12 protein-coding genes, 1 tRNA gene and 3 rRNA genes are annotated in these 23,728 nt (G+C 51.4%); 10 read left to right on the forward strand and 6 right to left on the reverse strand.

Annotation, left to right across the window (positions count from 1 at the left end; translation table 11 throughout):
• The first annotated feature begins 27 nt into the window (after positions 1-27).
• From trkH to rrf, 6 genes are all read left to right on the forward strand, one after another.
• The gene (gene trkH, locus ACX1CU_RS01570) at positions 28-1,479 is read left to right on the forward strand and encodes a Trk system potassium transporter TrkH (protein ID WP_459400916.1); all 1,452 of its coding nucleotides are present in this window, start codon (positions 28-30) and stop codon (positions 1,477-1,479) included.
• A gap of 21 nt (positions 1,480-1,500) precedes the next feature.
• Complete coding sequence (gene hemG / locus ACX1CU_RS01575; protein ID WP_459400917.1) at positions 1,501-2,034, forward strand: menaquinone-dependent protoporphyrinogen IX dehydrogenase; 534 nt, start codon at positions 1,501-1,503, stop codon at positions 2,032-2,034.
• Between the two features lie 442 nt (positions 2,035-2,476).
• A 16S ribosomal RNA gene (locus ACX1CU_RS01580) occupies positions 2,477-4,019 on the forward strand.
• A 146-nt stretch (positions 4,020-4,165) separates the two neighbouring features.
• Positions 4,166-4,241 (forward strand) — tRNA-Glu (locus ACX1CU_RS01585).
• A 249-nt stretch (positions 4,242-4,490) separates the two neighbouring features.
• A 23S ribosomal RNA gene (locus ACX1CU_RS01590) occupies positions 4,491-7,399 on the forward strand.
• 122 nt (positions 7,400-7,521) lie between these two features.
• Positions 7,522-7,637 (forward strand): 5S ribosomal RNA (gene rrf / locus ACX1CU_RS01595).
• Together the 16S, 23S and 5S rRNA genes with 1 tRNA gene alongside form the textbook arrangement of a ribosomal RNA operon.
• 65 nt (positions 7,638-7,702) lie before the next feature.
• Here the strand turns inward: rrf and ACX1CU_RS01600 are convergent.
• The 4 genes from ACX1CU_RS01600 to acs form a co-directional block, all read right to left on the reverse strand.
• Entirely contained in the window at positions 7,703-9,742 is a 2,040-nt protein-coding gene (locus ACX1CU_RS01600) for a glycoside hydrolase family 3 protein (RefSeq protein WP_459400918.1), read from the reverse strand.
• Positions 9,743-10,149: 407 nt separating this feature from the next.
• Positions 10,150-11,802 carry a cation/acetate symporter ActP gene (gene actP / locus ACX1CU_RS01605; RefSeq protein WP_459400919.1) on the reverse strand — a complete coding sequence of 551 codons (1,653 nt, stop codon included), beginning with the start codon at positions 11,800-11,802 and terminating at the stop codon, positions 10,150-10,152.
• A complete protein-coding gene (locus ACX1CU_RS01610) occupies positions 11,799-12,110 on the reverse strand; it encodes a DUF485 domain-containing protein (protein ID WP_459400920.1) in 312 nt (103 codons plus the stop codon). Before ACX1CU_RS01610 ends, actP begins: the two co-directional genes overlap by 4 nt.
• Before the next feature lie 143 nt (positions 12,111-12,253).
• Positions 12,254-14,212 carry an acetate--CoA ligase gene (gene acs, locus ACX1CU_RS01615; RefSeq protein WP_459400921.1) on the reverse strand — a complete coding sequence of 653 codons (1,959 nt, stop codon included), beginning with the start codon at positions 14,210-14,212 and terminating at the stop codon, positions 12,254-12,256.
• A gap of 855 nt (positions 14,213-15,067) precedes the next feature.
• Here acs and gltP point away from each other — a divergent pair.
• Entirely contained in the window at positions 15,068-16,384 is a 1,317-nt protein-coding gene (gene gltP, locus ACX1CU_RS01620; protein ID WP_459400922.1) for a glutamate/aspartate:proton symporter GltP, read from the forward strand.
• Between the two features lie 49 nt (positions 16,385-16,433).
• Here the strand turns inward: gltP and ACX1CU_RS01625 are convergent, their stop codons facing one another.
• A complete protein-coding gene (locus ACX1CU_RS01625) occupies positions 16,434-16,958 on the reverse strand; it encodes a metal-dependent hydrolase (protein ID WP_459400923.1) in 525 nt (174 codons plus the stop codon).
• Between the two features lie 139 nt (positions 16,959-17,097).
• Here ACX1CU_RS01625 and ACX1CU_RS01630 point away from each other — a divergent pair, with 139 nt between their 5' ends.
• The 3 genes from ACX1CU_RS01630 (at position 17,098) to ACX1CU_RS01640 (ending at position 22,499) form a co-directional block, all read left to right on the forward strand.
• On the forward strand, positions 17,098-19,359 hold the full coding sequence (locus ACX1CU_RS01630) for an FAD-dependent oxidoreductase (RefSeq protein ID WP_459400924.1): 2,262 nt from the start codon (positions 17,098-17,100) through the stop codon (positions 19,357-19,359).
• A 214-nt stretch (positions 19,360-19,573) separates the two neighbouring features.
• Positions 19,574-21,349, forward strand: coding sequence for a glycosyl hydrolase family 28 protein (locus ACX1CU_RS01635; RefSeq protein WP_459400925.1), 1,776 nt, complete (start codon positions 19,574-19,576; stop codon positions 21,347-21,349).
• Between the two features lie 289 nt (positions 21,350-21,638).
• Complete coding sequence (locus tag ACX1CU_RS01640) at positions 21,639-22,499, forward strand: fumarylacetoacetate hydrolase family protein (RefSeq protein ID WP_459400926.1); 861 nt, start codon at positions 21,639-21,641, stop codon at positions 22,497-22,499.
• A gap of 72 nt (positions 22,500-22,571) precedes the next feature.
• Here the strand turns inward: ACX1CU_RS01640 and bglB are convergent, their stop codons facing one another.
• The gene (bglB, locus tag ACX1CU_RS01645; RefSeq protein WP_459400927.1) at positions 22,572-23,711 is read right to left on the reverse strand and encodes a beta-galactosidase BglB; all 1,140 of its coding nucleotides are present in this window, start codon (positions 23,709-23,711) and stop codon (positions 22,572-22,574) included.
• Between the last annotated feature and the right edge of the window lie 17 nt (positions 23,712-23,728).

Genomic DNA, 23,728 nt, shown 5'->3' on the forward strand with positions numbered 1-23,728 from the left:
AACTGAATCGCTAAGGATCGTGCTGAAATGCATTTTCGCGCCATAACCCGCATTGTGGGCCTGTTAGTCATCCTGTTTTCCGGGACGATGTTTATTCCCGGCCTGGTGGCATTGATATACCGCGATGGAGCAGGACGGGCATTCAGTCAGACCTTCTTTGTTGCGGTGACGATCGGCCTGATGCTGTGGTGGCCGAACCGTAAACAGAAGAATGAATTAAAACCCCGCGAAGGTTTCCTGATTGTGGTGCTGTTCTGGACAGTATTGGGTAGCGTCGGGGCATTACCTTTCCTGTTTGCGGAACGGCCAAATCTCTCTCTCACCGACGCCTTCTTCGAATCCTTTTCCGGCTTAACCACAACCGGTGCCACTACGCTGGTGGGGTTGGATTCTTTACCGAAGGCGATCTTGTTCTACCGCCAAATGCTGCAATGGATGGGGGGGATGGGGATCATTGTTCTTGCGGTAGCCATACTGCCAATTCTTGGCGTTGGGGGGATGCAGTTGTATCGTGCGGAAATGCCGGGCCCGCTGAAAGACAACAAGATGCGCCCGCGTATTGCTGAAACCGCCAAAACTCTGTGGCTGATTTATGTGTTACTGACGATTGCCTGTGCGCTTGCGTTGTGGGGGGCTGGCATGTCGGCGTTTGATGCCATTGGTCACAGCTTCGCAACCATCGCCATCGGTGGGTTTTCCACGCATGACGCCAGCATTGGTTATTATGCCAGCCCGACAATCAACACGATTGTCGCTGTTTTCCTGCTGATATCTGGCTGTAATTTCGGTCTGCATTTTGCCGTGTTGAGTGGGCGTAGTTTGAAAGTGTACTGGCGAGATCCAGAATTCCGCATGTTCATCGCCGTGCAGTTTACCTTAGTGGCAGTATGCACTCTGATACTGTGGTGGCATGGCATCTATAAAAGCGGTATGGAAACCATCAACCAGGCTTTCTTCCAGGTCGTCTCGATGGCGACAACGGCGGGTTTCACTACCGACAGCTTTTCTAAATGGCCGCTGTTCCTGCCGATGCTGTTACTTTGTTCGGCATTCATTGGTGGCTGTGCCGGTTCAACGGGCGGCGGGCTCAAGGTTATCCGCATTCTGTTGCTGTATTTGCAGGGTTCGCGAGAGTTGAAACGTTTAGTGCACCCGAATGCGGTTTATACCATCAAGTTGGGTAACCGTGCGTTGCCAGAACGCATCCTCGAAGCGGTATGGGGCTTCTTCTCGGCCTATGCATTGGTGTTTATCATCAGTATGCTGGCAATTATCGCGACTGGCGTGGATGATTTCTCTGCTTTTGCTGCGGTAACTGCCACACTGAACAATTTGGGGCCAGGCCTCGGTGTGGTTGCCGATAACTTCACTACTATGCCACCACCGGCAAAATGGATATTGGTGCTGACCATGCTATTTGGTCGTTTGGAAGTCTTTACGCTGTTGGTTCTTTTCACGCCGACCTTCTGGCGTGAGTGATCCTATAAAAGGAGTAATGCCATGAAGGCACTGATTCTTTATTCGAGCCGTGATGGGCAAACGCGTGCCATTGCTTCTTATATAGCAAGCAAATTGCAGGATACCCTGAGCTGTGACGTTATCAATCTGCTGCAGGCAGATGCTATTGAGTTGGACCAGTACCAACAGGTATTAATTGGTGCCTCTGTGCGTTACGGCCATTTCCATCCGGTGCTGGAAAGGTTTGTTAAGCGCCATGCTGAGCAGTTGAACCAAATGCCGAGTGCCTTCTTTGCGGTGAATCTGACCGCCCGTAAACCTGAGAAGCGTGCACCGCAAACCAATGCCTATACTCGTAAGTTCTTGTTGTCATCGCCTTGGCAACCAAAACAATGTGCTGTGTTTGCCGGCGCATTGCGTTATCCGCGTTATCGCTGGTTCGATCGCTTCATGATTCGTTTAATCATGAAGATGACAGGGGGAGAGACGGATACCAGTAAAGAAGTGGAGTATACAGATTGGCAGCAGGTCGAGCGTTTTACTCAGGAATTCAGCCGTATCCAGTACGAAAAATGATAAAGGCGCTGCCTTGTGCAGCGTTTTGTTGAAAATATCCGCGCTTGAAACGTTTTTTGAATTTAGGGATTGCGGCGCTCTGAGAACTCCCTATAATGCGCCTCCACTGACCGGGAACAACGACTGACAAGTCGCCCAGCCAGGAAGAAGCAACCCGGTGAAAACACCGCATCTCGCAAGAGAAAAAAGGTTGACTCTTCAGCGGGAAAGCGTATTATCTGCCTCCCGCGTTACCGAGAAACATGCCGGTAACCAACGCTCTTTAACAATTTATCAGACAATCTGTGTGGGCACTCACAAGACGATATCCAGCCACCTTGGTGGCAAAAAATATCAAGTCTTGAAGAGTGACCAAAGCAGTATACATTGACCCGCAAGGGCAATGCATTTGCAGAAAGTAATCTTTGAGCATCGCTTTACTTGTTAAAGCAAATCGAACTTTTAATTGAAGAGTTTGATCATGGCTCAGATTGAACGCTGGCGGCAGGCCTAACACATGCAAGTCGAGCGGCAGCGGAAAGTAGCTTGCTACTTTGCCGGCGAGCGGCGGACGGGTGAGTAATGTCTGGGAAACTGCCCGATGGAGGGGGATAACTACTGGAAACGGTAGCTAATACCGCATAACGTCTTCGGACCAAAGTGGGGGACCTTCGGGCCTCACACCATCGGATGTGCCCAGATGGGATTAGCTAGTAGGTGAGGTAATGGCTCACCTAGGCGACGATCCCTAGCTGGTCTGAGAGGATGACCAGCCACACTGGAACTGAGACACGGTCCAGACTCCTACGGGAGGCAGCAGTGGGGAATATTGCACAATGGGCGCAAGCCTGATGCAGCCATGCCGCGTGTGTGAAGAAGGCCTTCGGGTTGTAAAGCACTTTCAGCGAGGAGGAAGGCAGTCGTGTTAATAGCGCGATTGATTGACGTTACTCGCAGAAGAAGCACCGGCTAACTCCGTGCCAGCAGCCGCGGTAATACGGAGGGTGCAAGCGTTAATCGGAATTACTGGGCGTAAAGCGCACGCAGGCGGTTTGTTAAGTCAGATGTGAAATCCCCGCGCTTAACGTGGGAACTGCATTTGAAACTGGCAAGCTAGAGTCTTGTAGAGGGGGGTAGAATTCCAGGTGTAGCGGTGAAATGCGTAGAGATCTGGAGGAATACCGGTGGCGAAGGCGGCCCCCTGGACAAAGACTGACGCTCAGGTGCGAAAGCGTGGGGAGCAAACAGGATTAGATACCCTGGTAGTCCACGCTGTAAACGATGTCGACTTGGAGGTTGTGCCCTTGAGGCGTGGCTTCCGGAGCTAACGCGTTAAGTCGACCGCCTGGGGAGTACGGCCGCAAGGTTAAAACTCAAATGAATTGACGGGGGCCCGCACAAGCGGTGGAGCATGTGGTTTAATTCGATGCAACGCGAAGAACCTTACCTACTCTTGACATCCACGGAACTTGGTAGAGATACCTTGGTGCCTTCGGGAACCGTGAGACAGGTGCTGCATGGCTGTCGTCAGCTCGTGTTGTGAAATGTTGGGTTAAGTCCCGCAACGAGCGCAACCCTTATCCTTTGTTGCCAGCACGTAATGGTGGGAACTCAAAGGAGACTGCCGGTGATAAACCGGAGGAAGGTGGGGATGACGTCAAGTCATCATGGCCCTTACGAGTAGGGCTACACACGTGCTACAATGGCATATACAAAGAGAAGCAAACTCGCGAGAGCCAGCGGACCTCATAAAGTATGTCGTAGTCCGGATTGGAGTCTGCAACTCGACTCCATGAAGTCGGAATCGCTAGTAATCGTAGATCAGAATGCTACGGTGAATACGTTCCCGGGCCTTGTACACACCGCCCGTCACACCATGGGAGTGGGTTGCAAAAGAAGTAGGTAGCTTAACCTTCGGGAGGGCGCTTACCACTTTGTGATTCATGACTGGGGTGAAGTCGTAACAAGGTAACCGTAGGGGAACCTGCGGTTGGATCACCTCCTTACCTAACGATATTGATTCGAGTGAGTGCTCACAACAGATTGTCTGATAGAAAGTAATGAGCAAAAGCGCTACCTGTTGATGTAATGAGTCTTCTGGACTCATGCTGATACGAACCGATTAAGAGTTTCTGTTTAATCGGATTTTCGTGTCCCCATCGTCTAGAGGCCTAGGACACTGCCCTTTCACGGCTGTAACAGGGGTTCGAATCCCCTTGGGGACGCCATCCGATAATGAGTGAAAGACATTATCACCGGTTCTTGCGGAACCGAAAATAACGTAAAGATGACTTTCACAAGTCGTGTTTACGATATTGCTCTTTAACAATCTGGAACAAGCTGAAAATTGAAACCTGACAGCTGAAACTTATCCCTCCGTAGAACTATTGGGGTAAGGATTACCCTGTCAGAGAGTCTCTCAATTGTTTACAGCACGACTGTGTTCTCTGTTTACAGGAAACACCTTCGGGTTGTGAGGTTAAGTGACTAAGCGTACACGGTGGATGCCTAGGCAGTCAGAGGCGATGAAGGGCGTGCTAATCTGCGAAAAGTGTCGGTAAGCTGATATGAAGCGTTACAACCGGCAATACCCGAATGGGGAAACCCAGTGCAATTCGTTGCACTATCGTATGGTGAATACATAGCCATACGAGGCGAACCGGGGGAACTGAAACATCTAAGTACCCCGAGGAAAAGAAATCAACCGAGATTCCCCCAGTAGCGGCGAGCGAACGGGGAAGAGCCCAGAACCTGAATCAGTGGGTGTGTTAGTGGAAGCGTCTGGAAAGTCGCGCAGTAAAGGGTGATAGCCCCGTACACTAAAATGCATGCATTGTGAGTTCGATGAGTAGGGCGGGACACGTGACATCCTGTCTGAATATGGGGGGACCATCCTCCAAGGCTAAATACTCCTGACTGACCGATAGTGAACCAGTACCGTGAGGGAAAGGCGAAAAGAACCCCGGCGAGGGGAGTGAAATAGAACCTGAAACCGTGTACGTACAAGCAGTGGGAGCCTACTAGTTGGGTGACTGCGTACCTTTTGTATAATGGGTCAGCGACTTATATTTTGTAGCAAGGTTAACCGAATAGGGGAGCCGTAGGGAAACCGAGTCTTAACTGGGCGAATAGTTGCAAGGTATAGACCCGAAACCCGGTGATCTAGCCATGGGCAGGTTGAAGGTTGGGTAACACTAACTGGAGGACCGAACCGACTAATGTTGAAAAATTAGCGGATGACTTGTGGCTGGGGGTGAAAGGCCAATCAAACCGGGAGATAGCTGGTTCTCCCCGAAAGCTATTTAGGTAGCGCCTCGTGAACTCATCTTCGGGGGTAGAGCACTGTTTCGGCTAGGGGGCCATCCCGGCTTACCAACCCGATGCAAACTCCGAATACCGAAGAATGTTATCACGGGAGACACACGGCGGGTGCTAACGTCCGTCGTGAAGAGGGAAACAACCCAGACCGCCAGCTAAGGTCCCAAAGTCATGGTTAAGTGGGAAACGATGTGGGAAGGCATAGACAGCCAGGATGTTGGCTTAGAAGCAGCCATCATTTAAAGAAAGCGTAATAGCTCACTGGTCGAGTCGGCCTGCGCGGAAGATGTAACGGGGCTAAACCATGCACCGAAGCTGCGGCAGCGACGCTAAGGCGTTGTTGGGTAGGGGAGCGTTCTGTAAGCCGTTGAAGGTGGTCTGTGAGGGCTGCTGGAGGTATCAGAAGTGCGAATGCTGACATAAGTAACGATAAAGCGGGTGAAAAACCCGCTCGCCGGAAGACCAAGGGTTCCTGTCCAACGTTAATCGGGGCAGGGTGAGTCGACCCCTAAGGCGAGGCCGAAAGGCGTAGTCGATGGGAAACGGGTTAATATTCCCGTACTCGGTGTTACTGCGAAGGGGGGACGGAGAAGGCTAGGCTAGCCGGGCGACGGTTGTCCCGGTTTAAGCGTGTAGGGGGAGAGAATTGGTAAATCCGTTCTCTTATCCAACCCTGAGGCGTGATGACGATGCACTACGGTGCAGAAGTGGTTGATGCCAAGCTTCCAGGAAAAGCCTCTAAGCTCCAGGTAACACAGAATCGTACCCCAAACCGACACAGGTGGTCAGGTAGAGAATACCCAGGCGCTTGAGAGAACTCGGGTGAAGGAACTAGGCAAAATGGTGCCGTAACTTCGGGAGAAGGCACGCTGGCGCGTAGGTGAAGAGACTTGCTCTCGGAGCTGAAGCCAGTCGCAGATACCAGCTGGCTGCAACTGTTTAATAAAAACACAGCACTGTGCAAACACGAAAGTGGACGTATACGGTGTGACGCCTGCCCGGTGCTGGAAGGTTAATTGATGGGGTTAGCGGCAACGCGAAGCTCTTGATCGAAGCCCCAGTAAACGGCGGCCGTAACTATAACGGTCCTAAGGTAGCGAAATTCCTTGTCGGGTAAGTTCCGACCTGCACGAATGGCGTAATGATGGCCAGGCTGTCTCCACCCGAGACTCAGTGAAATTGAACTCGCTGTGAAGATGCAGTGTACCCGCGGCAAGACGGAAAGACCCCGTGAACCTTTACTATAGCTTGACACTGAACATTGAGCCTTGATGTGTAGGATAGGTGGGAGGCATCGAAGTGTGGACGCCAGTCTGCATGGAGCCAACCTTGAAATACCACCCTTTAATGTTTGATGTTCTAACTCGGCCCCATAATCTGGGGTGAGGACAGTGTCTGGTGGGTAGTTTGACTGGGGCGGTCTCCTCCCAAAGAGTAACGGAGGAGCACGAAGGTTAGCTAATCACGGTCGGACATCGTGAGGTTAGTGCAAAGGCATAAGCTAGCTTGACTGCGAGAGTGACGGCTCGAGCAGGTACGAAAGTAGGTCTTAGTGATCCGGTGGTTCTGAATGGAAGGGCCATCGCTCAACGGATAAAAGGTACTCCGGGGATAACAGGCTGATACCGCCCAAGAGTTCATATCGACGGCGGTGTTTGGCACCTCGATGTCGGCTCATCACATCCTGGGGCTGAAGTAGGTCCCAAGGGTATGGCTGTTCGCCATTTAAAGTGGTACGCGAGCTGGGTTTAGAACGTCGTGAGACAGTTCGGTCCCTATCTGCCGTGGGCGTTGGAAGATTGAGAGGGGTTGCTCCTAGTACGAGAGGACCGGAGTGAACGCACCACTGGTGTTCGGGTTGTCATGCCAATGGCACTGCCCGGTAGCTAAGTGCGGAAAAGATAAGCGCTGAAAGCATCTAAGCGCGAAACTTGCCTCGAGATGAGTCTTCCCTGGGCCTTTAAGGTCCCTGAAGGAACGTTTAAGACTAAGACGTTGATAGGCTGGGTGTGTAAGTGCAGCGATGCATTGAGCTAACCAGTACTAATGAACCGTGAGGCTTAACCTTACAACACCGAAGGTGTTTTGGTGAGAGAGAGAATATAAGTTTTAATTTTCAGCGAAGTTCTTAGATTGGTTCTGGTGGTTACGTGCAGAGACATGTAACGGCCTGGAATGAAACAGAATTTGCCTGGCGGCAATAGCGCGGTGGTCCCACCTGACCCCATGCCGAACTCAGAAGTGAAACGCCGTAGCGCCGATGGTAGTGTGGGGTCTCCCCATGCGAGAGTAGGACACTGCCAGGCATCAAACAAAGCAGAAGGCCATCCGCAAGGATGGCCTTTTTGCGTTTTGAAATTCACATTAGGGATTACAGACTCATCCCTGCATGAATCGGGTAGAGCGGATTTACAGAGTCGTGTGGCACATCTTCTTTTTGTTGCAGAACAGCATCCCAATTTGAAGGCAGTTCAAACGGTAATTTGCCCTCAGGTTTTGCCTTACCACTGATGATATCGAAGAGTGTGGCATCAGAACTGCCGAAGTTGGCCAATAAAACATCCGTTTTATCGACGATATTGGTGAGTATTGCCGGACGATCGAGATAAATTGAAGTGACAGTCGGGATCCCCTGAAGCTTCACCTGTTTGATGATCTGGTAATCAGCACTGCCGCTGTAGATACCCGGTTTCTCATCTAATACCACGCTTGCCTGATCGTCAAACCCCAGTTGCCCGAAATGAACGGAGCCAAACGGATAGTGTGGATCTGTCTGGTAAGGTGTATTCACGCGTATCACCGCAATATCGGCCGCTTCTGGTGTGCTAACAACGGTTAGCCCATAGCTGGCCGCCACTTCGGCATTCACGTTATACAGGAAGACCTTTTTACCTGTGAGTGACATTGGTAACAGGCTACTGTCGTTTTTCAACAAGACGTGTGAGCGGCGCTGCGCGTCAGTGGCCTGCTGTTGGAAATCATTGTTACCAACAAGCGTTGCGGCAGCGGTTTCATCAACGTAGGGATTTTCGAACAGACCAAGGGCGAATTTTTGTTTCAGTATCCTGACGACAGACTCATCAAGACGCGTGGTGGTGATTTGCTGCTCCTCCACAGCCGCGATTAAATCGCTGGGATCGCTGGTCCCGCCAAACTGATCGATACCGGCATCCACGGCTTTAACGACTCGCTCCTGACGCGTCAGGGTTTCAACGCCCCAAGGCATACCGAAGGGAACGATAGCGAAAGGTGAAATACCTGTGGCGACATCTGCATCACTCATACCGGTAATACATGTGCCTTCACAGTCTGACAAAATTCCCCAATCACTCAGGATCACGCCGTCAAAAGCATAACGCCCACGGAGAATGTCTGTCAGAACCTGTTTGTTAAAACCGAACCCAACGGACTCAATGAGCGCATCTTTATACCAAAGATCGACCGGTTGGCCGTAATAAGGCATAACCGAGGCCACTTTCGCGGCAAATGCCCCTTCAAAAGGCACCAGGTGATACTCAAAGTCGTCCCCTGGGTAGACCTGCTCTTTACCGTAATCGTTGTGAGGATCCAAACCTTTCAACTGTGGCCCACCGCCAGCGAAGTGTTTTACCACGGTAATGACACTGTCTTTATTCAGACCGGTATTACCGTTTTGGAAACCTTCAATATAGGCCTGCGTCATTCTCTTCGAGATCTGGTTATCTTCACCGAATGTTCCGTTGATTCTTCCCCAGCGCGGTTCTGTCGCCAGATCGGCTTGAGGAGACAAAGCCATCTGGATCCCTACTGCCCGATACTCTTTCCGAGCGATATCACCGAATTTTTTCATTAACTCTAGGTCATCGATCGCGGCGAATCCCAGCGTTTCAGGCCATTGGGAAAAACTGCCCGCGACAATGCTGGTTGCATTCGGGTCGTTGGTAAAATGATTCCGAGGGTCAGTACTGATGATAATGGGAATGCCGAGACGAGTTCCCTCGGCGACTTGCTGTATCTGGTTATTATCATGGGAAATGTAGTTAGGATTACCAGCCATACGCGTGATAAATGTATTAACGGCATTATCGATAATATCTTTTTTAGCCGTTTCAACGTCGACACGCTCTGAAGAGAGTGGCAACGTTCCATGCATCATTAACCCGGCTTTCTCTGCGGTGGTCATCAGTGAAGCCAGATTGTTGGCACGGGTTGTGGCATCCAGACGCCAATCTTCATAAGGGTCGAGCTTATTGTTCTTGTTGAGATCTTTGAACTTCAGACCACCGATTTCCAACAGTTTTACGTCCCGATAACCTAAGTCTGCCTGTTTGGAATTGCCAGTATTTATCGTATCGCTATCATTACACCCACTAAGGCCCAGAGCCATAAAACTCGCCAAAGACATTGCCGTACCGATCTTTCCTATTTGCATTGGTCTATCTCCATTTTAGTGACAAAACGGCCAGAAGCAGGTCATTAGCCCACCATCAGATTTTTTTCCCTAAAAGAAACAACGAAATAGTTTGGATACTTCCCAACGAAAAATATGTAGAAACACTGACTATGCTAACGATCTATTTTTTCGGACTATAAAATAAATAGCTGCTGATATATGAGATAGAGTTCAACCTTTGAACAATTGCTTTTCAGCCTTTGGTCATTTTTTCTGAAGGGTAACGAGGTTTTTTAGCGGATCTGGGAGGTGCTTAAATCGTGATGCATATTTTATGCGTGAATAATTTCACAAAGAAAAAGATATCGCCTTTTCTTGGCGATCCTGCAGTGGTTTTCCCTTTTGATAAAAAAGGCTCCCGAAGGAGCCTTTGGTAATCAGTAATATCAATGTTTTGAACTCTGAGAGATACCCAGCCCGGTTTGCGAACGCACAAACTGGAAGCGGAAGCGCTCACGCTCTTGCTGCCCAGTGAGGGAACTGTCGGTAACTGAGAAGAACCAGGTGCCAATAAAGGCAACTGCCATTGAGAACAGCGCTGGATACTCATACGGATAGATAGGTTTGGCATGACCAAGGATCTGCACCCAGATGGTTGGGCCGAGGATCATCAGGATCACTGCGGTCAACAGGCCGAGCCAACCCCCGATCATCGCCCCACGGGTTGTCAGGCGTGACCAATACATGGAAAGAATGATAATCGGGAAGTTACAGCTGGCGGCGATGGAAAACGCCAAGCCAACCATAAAGGCGATATTCTGCTTTTCAAACAGAATACCCAGAGCGATGGCGACGATCCCCAAAACCAAGACGGTGATCTTGGAGACTTTAAGCTCATTACGTTCAGTCGCTTTACCGTCTTTAATAACACAAGAGTACAAATCGTGAGAAACCGCAGAAGCACCAGCCAATGTCAGCCCGGCGACCACCGCCAGAATGGTGGCGAACGCGACGGCGGAGATAAAGCCGAGGAAGAAGTTGCCGCCCACGGCGTTAGCCAAGTGCACCGCAGCCATATTGTTGCCGCCTAACAGGGCTCCACTGGCATCCTTGAACGCTGGGTTAGCGCTGACTAGCAGGATCGCACCAAAGCCGATAATAAAGGTCAGGATATAGAAGTAACCGATAAAACCGGTGGCATATAGCACGCTTTTACGCGCTTCTTTAGCATCGTTAACGGTGAAGAAACGCATCAGAATATGCGGTAAACCCGCGGTACCGAACATCAATGCCAGGCCTAGAGAGAGCGCCGATATCGGATCGGAAACCAATCCACCAGGGCTCATGATAGCAATCCCTTTCGGATGGACCTTCACGGCTTCGCTAAACAGGGTATTGAAGTTAAAGTTTACCGACTTCATAACCATCAGAGCCATAAAGCTGGCACCTGCCAACAGCAGGACGGCCTTGATGATCTGTACCCAGGTGGTGGCCAGCATGCCGCCAAACAGGACGTATAACACCATCAATATACCGACCAGTATCACGGCGATATGGTAGTTGAGGCCAAATAACAGCTGGATCAGTTTGCCTGCGCCGACCATCTGAGCGATCAGATACAGCGCCACCACCACCAGTGAGCCACAGGCGGAAAGGGTACGAATGGGTTTTTGTTTAAGCCGGTAAGAGGCAACGTCGGCAAAAGTATAGCGCCCGAGGTTACGCAACCGTTCGGCAATCAGGAACAGGATGATCGGCCAACCAATCAGGAAGCCGATGGAATAAATCAGGCCGTCGTAGCCGGAGGTATACACCAACGCTGAGATGCCGAGGAACGACGCGGCTGACATAAAGTCACCGGCAATCGCCAACCCGTTTTGCAGCCCGGTAATGCGGCCACCTGCCGTGTAGTAATCTCCACGGGAACGGGTGCGTTTGGAAGCCCAGTAAGTGATATAGAGAGTAGCGCCCACAAACAGGACGAACATGATAATGGCCTGGATGTTCAGTGGCTGGCGTTGTACCTCGCCCCCAATCGCATCAGCATGGCTCAGGCCTGGCAATGCCAGCAGGGTGATAGCGGATATCAGGCGCTTCATTGCTGCACCTCACGCAAGATTTCGGCGTTAAGACGATCGAATTCACCGTTGGCACGGTATACATAAATCCCGGTCAAAACAAAAGAGATCACGATCAACCCAACACCGATCGGGATCCCGCGGGTAATGGTCGATCCTGCGGCGATCGGTGTACCCAACCAATGCGGATTGAAGGCGATCAGCAAAATAAAGCCAACGTACAATGTGAGTGTGATCAGCGAAAGGAGCCAGGCGAAACGGCTGCGTTTTCTTACCAGTTCCTTGAAGCGCGGGTTTTCCTCAATCCTTTGATAAATGTTGTCATTCATCTGAGTTTCTCCAGTAGGTATTGATCGAGTACGTCGCGCTATACCTCTCATTTTCCAAGCACGGCCTTACGGCACCTTGAAGTCAATCGGGTATACAAGCCGTTCACCCCGTGATTGCAGATGAACGGCCGGGGCGGCGCAAATTAGGATGGAACTTTAATTGATTGTTTTTCTTCCAACAGCTTGTCGACTACAGCTGGATCTGCCAGCGTTGAGGTATCCCCCAGGTTGCTGATATCACCGGCAGCAATTTTGCGCAGAATACGCCGCATGATCTTGCCGGAGCGCGTTTTCGGTAATGAATCTGTCCAATGGAGAACGTCCGGTGTGGCGAGCGGCCCGATCTCTTTGCGTACCCAGTTACGTACCTCGGTATAGAGCTCCGGCGTGGGTTCTTCACCATGATTCAGCGTGATATAGGCATAAATCGCCTGGCCTTTGATGTGATGTGGAATACCCACCACCGCGGCCTCGGCAATTTTCGGGTGAGCAACCAGCGCTGATTCGATCTCTGCGGTACCCAGACGGTGGCCGGAGACGTTCAGCACGTCATCTACGCGGCCGGTAATCCAGTAATAGCCATCTTCGTCACGGCGGGCGCCGTCACCGCTGAAATACATGCCTTTGAAGGTAGAGAAGTAAGTCTGCTCGAAGCGATCGTGGTCACCGAACAGGGTGCGAGCCTGGCCTGGCCAGGAGTCGGTGATCACCAGATTACCCTCGCTGGCCCCTTCCTGTGGTGTGCCCATGTTGTCCACCAGCGCAGGCTGAACGCCAAAGAACGGGCGCGTGGCGGAACCGGCTTTCAGTTCGGTGGCACCCGGCAGCGGGGTGATCATGAAACCGCCGGTTTCGGTCTGCCACCAGGTATCGACGATCGGGCATTTACCGTTACCAATCTTGTTGTAATACCATTCCCAGGCTTCCGGGTTGATGGGCTCACCGACCGAACCCATGATGCGCAGCGAATCGCGCTTGGTGCCTTCGATGGCCTTGTCACCTTCAGCCATCAACGCACGGATTGCGGTGGGAGCGGTGTACAGAATATTGACCTGATGTTTATCGACCACCTGTGACAGGCGGTTCACACCGGGATAGTTTGGCACGCCTTCAAACATCAGCGTGATTGCGCCACAGGCCAGCGGGCCATACAGCAGATAACTGTGGCCGGTAACCCAGCCTACGTCGGCGGTACACCAGTAGATATCGCCATCGTGATAATCGAAGACATATTTGAACGTCAGTGCGGCGTAAACCAGATAGCCACCGGTCGTGTGCACTACGCCCTTTGGCTTGCCGGTAGAACCGGAGGTATAAAGGATAAACAAAGGATCTTCAGCGTTCATCTCTTCCGGCGGGCAGTCGGCGGCAACGCCTGCGATTAATTCATGCCACCACAGGTCGCGCCCTTCCTGCCAGTAACCCGGCTTGCCGGTACGCTGGAAGACCACCACATTGCTGATGCTTTTCACCCCAGGGTTTTGCAGCGCATCGTCCACGTTCTTTTTCAGCGGCACGGAACGGCCGGCGCGCAGCCCTTCATCGGCGGTGATCACCAGTTTGGCGTTACAGTCGATAACACGGCCGGCCACGGCTTCCGGTGAGAAACCGCCAAAGATCACGGTATGTATGGCACCAATGCGCGCACAGGCCAGCATCGCGACGGCAGCTTCCGGCACCATCGGCATATAAATAGCGACGACATCGCCTTTTTTCACCCCGAGCTTTTTCAGCACGTTGGCGAACTGGCAGACATCATGGTGCAACTGTTTATAGGTGACCTTTTTCGATTGGGTTGGATCATCACCCTCCCAGATAATGGCGGTTTGATCGCCGCGATAGGCCAGATGGCGATCCAGGCAATTCGCTGACAGGTTCAGCGTACCGTCCTCGAACCAGCGGATACTGATATGGCCGGGATCGAATGAGGTGTTCTTCACTTTGGTATAAGGTTTGATCCAATCCACGATCTTGCCGTGCTCCCCCCAGAACGCTTCCGGGTCTTGCACAGACTGTTGATAATATTGTTGATATTGCTCCGGGTTAATCAGGGCTCGTTCTGCAATTGCAGACGGAATGGCGTGTTTAGGCAGTTGGCTCATGGTTTTTCTCCTTAGAATTGTTAATAATATGTCAACTGATGGTTATGTATAGTTTGCTCTAATTCTTTGTTCCTTTTTTGCGCGGCGGATCACGCAACGAAGATATTGATTTGTAATAGTTACTGCTGTAATTGCGTGATGGATCTGCTTGGTTGACGGTGAAAAACCCTTAATGTAGGGGTTTTCCTTAAAAAACTTTTTAAATAACCAAAAAGAGTTAACATTAAGAAACGGACTTTTTTTGGTTGAAGGGGATGGAATGCTATAAGTATGGAATATATTTCTATTTAAACTATTTTTAATTCAGGCTATGAATAATTTTTGCGATTCTTAACTACCAAACGATCTTTATTCTCTACTCTTGGGGATATAATTATTAGCCAGTAAAAGCGTTATAAGACCTTTCTTGTCCGCATAAAACCCGCTCTCATTATGGCGCTTAAGCTAGCAACTCTGTTTCATTTTGTAAACTATTAATTAACAAAATACAAACATTTCATTCGGACTAATTATGCAAGACGGATGAAAAATAACGCATTTCTATTTTGTTTGAAAATTGTTCGATTTAGTGTGCATGTGATCCTTTAGCGCTAATATTATGTTTTTAAGAACAAGCAATTATGTTGCCATTCATTTTTCTCTTGCTTATTTTTCATTCTGAAAAGTATGTAAGCCAGATAAAACAAGGCTTGCAGAACAGGGGCTCCAGATGGTACAGATTTATATTGCGCTGCATGAGGGGCAAGCGAGCGTATGGTTTCAATTAGCATAAGCCCGTATTAAATGATTAAGTATTCCATCTGAAGCTATTGTTTGTTAAATACTTTGGAGAGGAGTCTGTGAGGGATTTTCGGTATGAAGAGTGTAAAAATCAGCCTGGCCTGGCAAATTCTGATTGCGTTGATATTGGGGATTATATTAGGTGCCGTATTGCATAATCAGACGGAATCACGGGAGTGGCTGGTCAATAATATACTGAGCCCGGCCGGTGATATCTTTATTCGTCTAATTAAGATGATTGTGGTGCCTATCGTTATTTCCACGCTGATTGTGGGGATCGCCGGTGTTGGCGACACCAAAAAGTTAGGCCGTATTGGATTGAAAACCATTATCTATTTTGAAGTGATTACCACCATTGCCATTGTGCTTGGGGTGACATTGGCTAATGTTTTTCAACCCGGGCACGGTATCGACATGTCGGCGCTGACCGCGGTGGATATCTCCAAATATGAAAGAACGACGGAACAGGTACAAAGCGGTTCACACAGCCTGGTAGCCACTATCCTGTCGCTGATCCCTTCAAACGTCTTTGCCTCCATTGCTAAAGGCGACATGTTACCGATCATCTTCTTCTCGGTACTGTTTGGCTTGGGCCTTTCCTCACTGCCGAAAGAGACCAAAGAGCCGCTACTGAAGGTGTTTAAGGCGGTTTCTGAAAGCATGTTCAAAGTGACGCACATGATCATGCGTTATGCGCCGATCGGGGTGTTTGGCTTGATTTCAGTTACGGTAGCGAACTTTGGTTTTGCTTCGCTGCTGCCGCTGGCCAAGCTGGTAGTGCTGGTTTATTTCGCCATTGCCTTCTTTGCCCTGGTAGTTCTGGGCATTGTGGCGCGGATATGTAACCTGCGTATCTGGACGTTGATCCGCATCCTGAAAGAGGAACTGATTCTGGCTTACTCGACTGCCAGTTCAGAGACCGTGTTGCCACGCATTATTGAAAAGATGGAGGCTTACGGCGCGCCGAAGTCGATCACCAGCTTTGTGGTTCCCACCGGTTACTCTTTCAACCTGGATGGTTCCACCTTGTATCAGAGTATCGCCGCAATTTTCATTGCGCAGCTGTACGGCATTGAGCTGTCGCTAGGCCAGGAGATCATTCTGGTGCTGACGCTGATGGTGACCTCAAAAGGGATCGCTGGCGTTCCTGGCGTGTCCTTTGTGGTGCTGCTGGCGACGCTGGGCAGCGTGGGTATTCCGTTGGAAGGTTTGGCATTTATCGCCGGTGTGGATCGTATCCTGGATATGGCGCGTACCGCATTGAACGTGGTGGGCAACGCTCTGGCGGTGTTGGTGATCGCCAAGTGGGAAAACCAGTTCGATCATGAGAAATCACTGGCCTACGAGCGGGAGTTCCTGGCTGGTAAAGTGAAAGCGGTCAGTCAGTCTTAAGTCCTCAAAAACACCGGTAAGCCCGCTGACGGCGGGTTTACCGGCACCATCATCGCATCTTGCGCCAGACAATCAGCACGGTCATCAGGATAAGCCCTGGCAACCACACCCACTGCAATTCCGAAACCATCACCGCATGGCCTGACGGCGTCAGGTATTTCGCCAGGCTGAATGGTGCCACCCGAATCACCTGCCAGGGTGCGAAGAAGCGTTCATCGCTCCACGGCCACAGCCAGCCGACACCCTTGCCGCCCGTGGTGATCGAATCCAGCAGGCTGTGCGACAGCAGTGAAACAAACAGGAATAACCCGCTTTTCAGCGGCGGTGCTTTAAACCATCGGCACAGCAGCAGAGCCAATGTGGGCATTAGCGCAGCAAAAAATAGCGAATGGGTAAAGCCGCGATGGCCAAACGCGTTGCCATAAGCGACGCCAAATTTAAATGCCAGCACGTCGGCATCGGGCAACATGGCCAAGACAACGCCAGCGAATAGCAGGCGCGGCGGGATAATTTTCTGCCCCAGCCCCAATCCGAGGCATAGCGGGACCGCTGCGTGAGTGATGATCGTTGGCATGATGGTCTTCCGTGATTTGAGCCTAGTATTGCGCCCGCTGTTTTATCACAATCACACCGTGATTACCCACTTTGGCTACCGCAAGCCCCGAGCGTGATATAACAATACGTCATTGAGCATCATGGAGAGGGTTCTGACTATGTGGGATGTCATCGTCATTGGTTCAGGGATTGGCGGGCTTACCAGCGCAGCGCTGTTGGCGGGGGTCGGTGATAAAAAGGTCCTGGTGTTAGAAAAACACTCAGAACCCGGTGGGCTGACCCATGTTTTTCGCCGTGATGGCGCATCCTGGGATGTCGGGCTGCACTATATTGGCAATGTTGAGCCCGATTCTAAAACCCGGCAGCTATTTGATTGGCTCTCCTATGGCGAATTGAAATGGAATAAACTCCCTGACGATTTTGACCGTTTTATCTATCCAGATTTCCAGTTCAACGTACCTTCCGATCCCGCTGTATATAAAGCGCGTTTAATCGCCCATTTTCCCGCTGAAGCCAGGGCTATCAACCGCTATTTCCGCGATATCAACCTCTGCTGTCTTTGGGCTACCATGGGGTTTGTTCGCGCCTTTGTGCCACAGCAAGTCGCCCCTATCGTAGGAATGTTACAACGTTTAACCAGCCGTAAATCGCTCCAGACCACCCAGCAATATATGGAGAACAACTTTCATTCCCCGCTGTTACGCGCCGTGTTAGTCAGCCAGTGGGGTGATTATGGTTTACCTCCGGCCAAGAGTGCTTTTGCGATTCATGCGCAGATCGTAAAGCACTACTTGAATGGCGCTTGGTATCCGCAAGGCGGCGCTGGCCGTATCGCGCGAACGTTTGAAAAACGAATAGAAAACCACGGCGGGGCGATACGCGTCAGCCAGCAAGCGGTGGCGATCGTGATCGAAAATGGTCGGGCCGCTGGGGTAAAGGTGATCGATAGAAGAAGCGGCGAACCACGCGAAGTTATTTATCGCGCGCCCACAATTATCTCCAATATTGGTTTAGAGAATACGTTTCAACATTTACTGCCGACGGATGGCGAAATCGGTGACAAAACGGCGGCAATTCGTGAACTGGTTGAACGGCTGAAAAGCAGCGGCGTATCCGCCGTCACACTGTATTTGCGTTTAAAGGCACCGGTTTCTACCTTGGGCGTGCAGGGTGAAAACTATTGGATTAATACCAGTACCGATTACAGCGATCTGAGTTCGCACTCCGAAAATGTGATGAAAGGCCAGCCCGCGCACATCTATGTCTCTTTCCCTTCTGCCAAAGCGGGTGATGATCGATTCCATACGGCGGAAATCATCTCTTTTGTGCAGCCTGATGCGTTCTCTGCCTGGCAAGACTCTCTTAAAGGGCTGCGCGGCAAGGATTATGCGGCGCAGAAAAACAGGGTGGCCGAAGGATTATTGCAATTGGCAGAAACATCGTTGCCCGGTTTAACGCAGTTGGTGAGCTATTCTGAGCTGTCTACGCCTTTAACGATGGAACACTATACTTCGCATCCCCGGGGCGGTTTCTATGGATTACCTGCCACCCCAGAACGCTATCGAGCCTATTTTTTAGGGGCCACCACGCCGATTCCGGGGTTATATATTTCCGGCACCGACGCCGGATGCCTGGGGATCGTTGGCGCATTGATGGGCGGTGTGGGTGCCGCATCACAAGCCATGGGGGCCAGAGGGTACAATTTAATCCAGGCGGCGCTGAAAGAGGAGCTTCCACCTTTACCTACCTATCCGTTGCCTGCGGAAAAGCAGCGTGCCGTATTAATCAACAAAACGCCGCTTACCGCCACCATTTGGCATCTTCATTTTGAGTTGGACTCACCGCTTGCCGCCTTTGAACCGGGGCAATTTGGCCGCCTGCGTGTCGCCGATTACGAATGGCGTGATTATTCAATTGCGCGTGCTGAGGGGAGAACGGTTGAATTCGTGATCGATACCCGCACCGGCGGCGATGGCTCTGTTTTCGTCAAGAATGCCGCCATTGGGCAGCAGACCGAGATTGAACTCCCGCTGGGCCATTATGCGTTGGTGAAAAACGCCAACCGCAAAGTGTTTATTGCCACCGGCACGGGATTAGCGCCACTTTTACCGATGTTTAGCCAGCTTACACGGGAAGGGAATATCAATATGGCCGAGCTGTTTTTTGGCTGCCGGACTTTGGCTGATGATATTACTGGCTATTTTTCCCCGTTGCCGCCAGCTAGAACAGTCTGCCTCAGTAGGGTAGACGTTGTTACTGATGGCGCATTTAAAGGCAGAGTCACCGAGGCGCTCAATAACCTGCATTTTGACCCGGCTACTACGGATTTTTATGTTTGTGGTTCAGCCGCCATGGTGATGGATTGCCAATCTTTACTGGAAGGTAGGGGAGCAAAAAATCTTTTTATCGAGGTTTATTAGTCCGTGCCTTACGTAGTTTTTGACTCAAGTCATGAAATAATAAAACAACAAATTTAATTTAATGAAACGAAGTTTCTTTATTTGGAGGGCGGGGGCAAAGAGGATAGTATTCAATGCGCTGTAGCGATATTGACCACTCCTCCAGTGATAAGGGATCCCCATGAGAATACCGTATCCACCTTCCACGATGACTCTTAAGGCAACGCTTCTATTTATGGCGACCAGTTTGATGGCAATAACTCCGCAGGCTTCTGCTGCTCTGAATAAACAGGCACCACAGCAACTTCAGGTGCCAACTTTGGCGGCCGACGACAGCAGCCTGGTGCTGGTGTGGAAAGCACCGGAAGATACCCGTGATATCGTCGACTATCTGGTTTATGAAGATGGCAAACTGCTGGGCAAAGCCAGTGAGAACAGCGATCGATTTTCACCCGCCAAGCCTTATATCAATCATTTCTACGCTAACGACAAAGATAATTTCTCGCAGCGGATTGTGATCCAGAATTTCAAAGTCACTGGCTTAAAACCAGACAGCCAATATTCGTTTACCGTCAAAGCGCTCTATGCCGATGGTTCGCAGTCGGACGCCAGTCAAAGCATTACGGCCAAAACTACGCCGCGACCTTTCGTGATCAAAATCACCGATTTTGGTGCTAAAGGCGACGGCACCACGCTGAATACCAAAGCGATTCAGCGGGCGATCGATGCTTGTCAGCCCGGCTGCCGGGTTGATATTCCGGCGGGGGTCTACAAAACCGGGGCGCTGTGGCTGAAAAGTGATATGACGCTTAACCTGCAAGCGGGATCGACCCTGCTCGGCTCAGAGGACCCGGCGGATTATCCACCAGCCTACCGGCTGTACGGTTATTCCACCGAAATGCGCCCGGCCTCGTTGATCAATGCTATCGATCCTGAACATGTGGAGCCCGGCACCTTCCGCAATATCCGCATCGTTGGGCCCGGCATCATCGACGGCAATGGCTGGCTACGTCAGAAAACGGCTGAGCTGGTTGATGAGGTGGGCAACCGCCTGCCGCAATATATTTCCAGCAGAAACAGCAAAGTGCATGAAGATGGGATCCTGGCTAAACATCAGGTCGCCAAAGCGGTGGCCGAAGGCGTGCCGCTACAAGTCGCCTACGGGCAGCGCCGCTCAAGCCTGGTGACGCTGCGTGGCGTAGAGAATGTTTATCTGGCGGATTTCACGGCACGCAATCCGGCATTCCACGGCATTATGCTGCTGGAAAGCCACAATGTGGCCGCCAATAACCTGATCCATCAAACCTTTGATGCTAACAACGGCGATGGGATTGAGTTTGGTAATAGCCAGAACGTGATGGTGATGAATAACTTTTTTGATACCGGCGATGACTGCATTAACTTCGCGGCGGGAACCGGTGAAAAAGCGCGTGAGCAACCGCCGATGAAAGGGGCTTGGTTATTCAACAACTACCTGCGCAGAGGGCACGGCGCTATTGTGACAGGCAGCCACACCGGTGCCTGGATTGAAGACATTCTGGCCGAAAATAACGTCATCTACCTTACCGATGTCGGCCTACGCGCCAAGAGCACCACGGATATCGGCGGTGGGGCCCGCAACGTGACATTCCGTAATAATGCCATGAAAGATATTGCGCGCCAGCCGGTGATCCTGACGTTGAATTACTCGGATCCTAACGCCAAGATTGATTATCCGGCAGCGAAGCAACCGGCGCAGTTTTACCATTTTCTGGTGCAGAACGTGACGGTGCAGGGTACGCAGGAAGATCACCCAGCCATTGAGATCAAGGGCAACAGCGAGAAAAATGCCTGGCATCGGCAGGTGCATTTTGACAACGTGCGTTTTAATAACGTGCCGCCCACCGCGATCAGCGATTTGGAAGACAGCCAGTTCGACCGGGTGGTTTTCAGCCAGCTGCGCGGTGATACCCCTTGGCATTTCAGCGCTATCAGGAACGTGACCATCGACGGTAAGCCGGTAACGCCTTAACGCAGCGTAAAGCACGTTTAACGTCATTAAAGTCATCTGCCTCAGACTACTGACAAAGCCTGTTATTAGGGAGAGCGTACCGAAGGGGTCGTAGCGGCGTAAGCCGCCGGAGTGTCCTCTCGGTGCGCTAGGCCCGAGTATCTCGGGCTTAAAAACCACTTTGTCATCAACCTCAGGCAGAACATTTTCCCCTGCCTTTGCCGTTCTAATGGCTAGAATGAAAACTCTTGCAGTCCTTTCCGAACGGCCTACATTAAAACCCGATGGATGCCAATAAAAGGACTGAGGAATGAAATTAGCGACGTTACAGAAAAACCATGAAGCCAGTTTTGTGGCGCTGATCGACGCTGCACGGGCGCGTTACTGGCCTGTGGCCGAAATCATGCCGGGCCTGGCAGTAAACATGAGCCAACTGATACAGCAGTGGAAAAATATCAAAAGTGACTTAGAGCCTAAAGGGGAAGGTTATCCGCTGGTGGACGTCAGCATTTGTGCTCCACTGCTCCCCGCGCGTAACATTTTTTGCATCGGCAAAAACTACCGCGAGCATGCCGCTGAGTTCAGCAAATCGGGTTTTGACCATAGCGCAAAAGCCGATGAGGTGGCGCCAGAGTTTGCTGTGGTGTTCACCAAAACGCCAGAAACCGTGATTGCTAGCGGTGCCAAAATCCCACGCCATGCGCAAGTCACCGATCAGTTGGATTATGAAGCTGAGCTGGCGGTGATTATTGGTAAGGGCGGCCGCGGCATCAGCAAGGCCGATGCGCTCGATCACGTTTGGGGCTACACCATTGTTAATGACGTCACCGCCCGTGATTTACAAAAAAATCATCGTCAGTGGTTTATGGGTAAATCGCTGGACGGGTTTTGCCCGATGGGGCCATGGCTGGTGTCGGCGGATGAAATCGATCTTACCTCGGTGGCCATACAGTGTTGGGTCAACGGTGAATTACGTCAGAATTCCAATATCCGCGATCTGATTTTTGATATTCCGTCATTAATCGCCACCTTATCTGCCGGTATCGAACTGAAACCTGGCGACATTATTGCAACCGGAACTCCAGCCGGGGTGGGGATTGGCTTCACGCCGCCACGCTTCTTGCAGGCCGGTGATGTCGTGCGCATTGAGATTGAGGGGATCGGCCGCTAAGAAAATGAGGTTGGCCAACCATTGTTATGATTGTGTCTGGTGAATAGGGCTGCCGCTGCAGCCCTATTGCGGTTACAGATAAACGTGCAGGTATTCCACCAGGCAGAGAATGGCCATCGCCTGGCCATAAGGCATCGATGTGAGCGGTACTTGGCGATAATAGTCCAGGTTTTTGCCCATCGCGGTACCGAACGAGACTTGCGTCAGTTCGCCATCGGTGTTGATCTGCTTCACCACGCCCTGCAACGCTTTTTCCGCAACCGCCAGATACTTGCCGTCGATATAGCGTTTGCGCACCGCTTTCAGCATGCCAAAGGCGAAACCGGCGGTGGCGGAAGATTCCAGATACGACTCAGGATCGTCCAGCAGCGTGTGCCACAGGCCACTTTGGTGTTGGCACTGCGCCAGCGCCGCCACCTGACACTCCAAGACCTGTAGCAGAAAGCGGTGGGTGGCATCGTATTCCGGCAGATCAAGCAGTTCGAGGAACTCTGGGATCACGATGGTCAGCCAACTGTTGCCGCGCGCCCAGCGGGCTTTGGCAAAGTTGTGTTTGCCTTCGAAAGTCCAGCCATGGAACCACAGACCGCTTTCGCGCTCCATCAGGTGCTGAATGTGAACCAGAAACTGATATTTGGCCTCTTCCACATACTGCGGGCGGTTCAGCAGCTTACCGATTTTGGCCAGCGGCAGCACGCTCATCATTAAGGTGTCATCCCACAGTTGCTGGTGGTTCTCTTCCGCCAGCGTGACGTGTTGCATACCACCGTGCTCGGTGCGTGGCATTTCGTGCATCAACCATTCCGCCCAGCGCTCCAGATACGGCAACCAGCGCGCATCGCCGGTTTCCTCATAGCGGTAGGCCAGGGTGAGAAACGGGCAGGCGGTATTGACGTTCTTGGTCGGCGTGCCCTCGGCAAAACGTGCGGCGAACCAATCGTCAACAATGGCGCACATAGTGGCGTCGCCGGTCTGGCGGTAATACTGGTTGATGCCGTACAGGCCGATACCGTGCGTCCACTCCCAGCCAGCCCAACCTTTGGTATCGATGACCCGCCCATCGTCAAGGCGCAGCAGGAACTCACCGGTTTCATCGGTGATATTGACCAGGTTGTCCACCAGACTGCCAATTAACTGGTGCAGCTCCTGGCGGCTGATAAAGCGTTCAGGCTGGCGCAGTAACGGGCTGTGTTTTACGGGATATACCAACATTGCGATGTCCTTTTTAA

It is taken from the genome of Serratia sp. D1N4, assembly GCF_054552755.1.

Bases quoted from the DNA above. Each gene is read 5' to 3' on its own strand.
- acs (WP_459400921.1), bottom strand. From the start codon at position 14,212: ATGAGCCAACTGCCTAAACACGCCATTCCGTCTGCAATTGCAGAACGA.
- actP (WP_459400919.1), bottom strand. From the start codon at position 11,802: ATGAAGCGCCTGATATCCGCTATCACCCTGCTGGCATTGCCAGGCCTG.
- ACX1CU_RS01625 (WP_459400923.1), bottom strand. From the start codon at position 16,958: ATGCCAACGATCATCACTCACGCAGCGGTCCCGCTATGCCTCGGATTG.
- ACX1CU_RS01635 (WP_459400925.1), top strand. From the start codon at position 19,574: ATGGCGACCAGTTTGATGGCAATAACTCCGCAGGCTTCTGCTGCTCTG.
- ACX1CU_RS01640 (WP_459400926.1), top strand. From the start codon at position 21,639: ATGAAATTAGCGACGTTACAGAAAAACCATGAAGCCAGTTTTGTGGCG.
- bglB (WP_459400927.1), bottom strand. From the start codon at position 23,711: ATGTTGGTATATCCCGTAAAACACAGCCCGTTACTGCGCCAGCCTGAA.
- hemG (WP_459400917.1), top strand. From the start codon at position 1,501: ATGAAGGCACTGATTCTTTATTCGAGCCGTGATGGGCAAACGCGTGCC.
- ACX1CU_RS01610 (WP_459400920.1), bottom strand. From the start codon at position 12,110: ATGAATGACAACATTTATCAAAGGATTGAGGAAAACCCGCGCTTCAAG.
- ACX1CU_RS01600 (WP_459400918.1), bottom strand. From the start codon at position 9,742: ATGCAAATAGGAAAGATCGGTACGGCAATGTCTTTGGCGAGTTTTATG.
- trkH (WP_459400916.1), top strand. From the start codon at position 28: ATGCATTTTCGCGCCATAACCCGCATTGTGGGCCTGTTAGTCATCCTG.
- ACX1CU_RS01630 (WP_459400924.1), top strand. From the start codon at position 17,098: ATGTGGGATGTCATCGTCATTGGTTCAGGGATTGGCGGGCTTACCAGC.
- gltP (WP_459400922.1), top strand. From the start codon at position 15,068: ATGAAGAGTGTAAAAATCAGCCTGGCCTGGCAAATTCTGATTGCGTTG.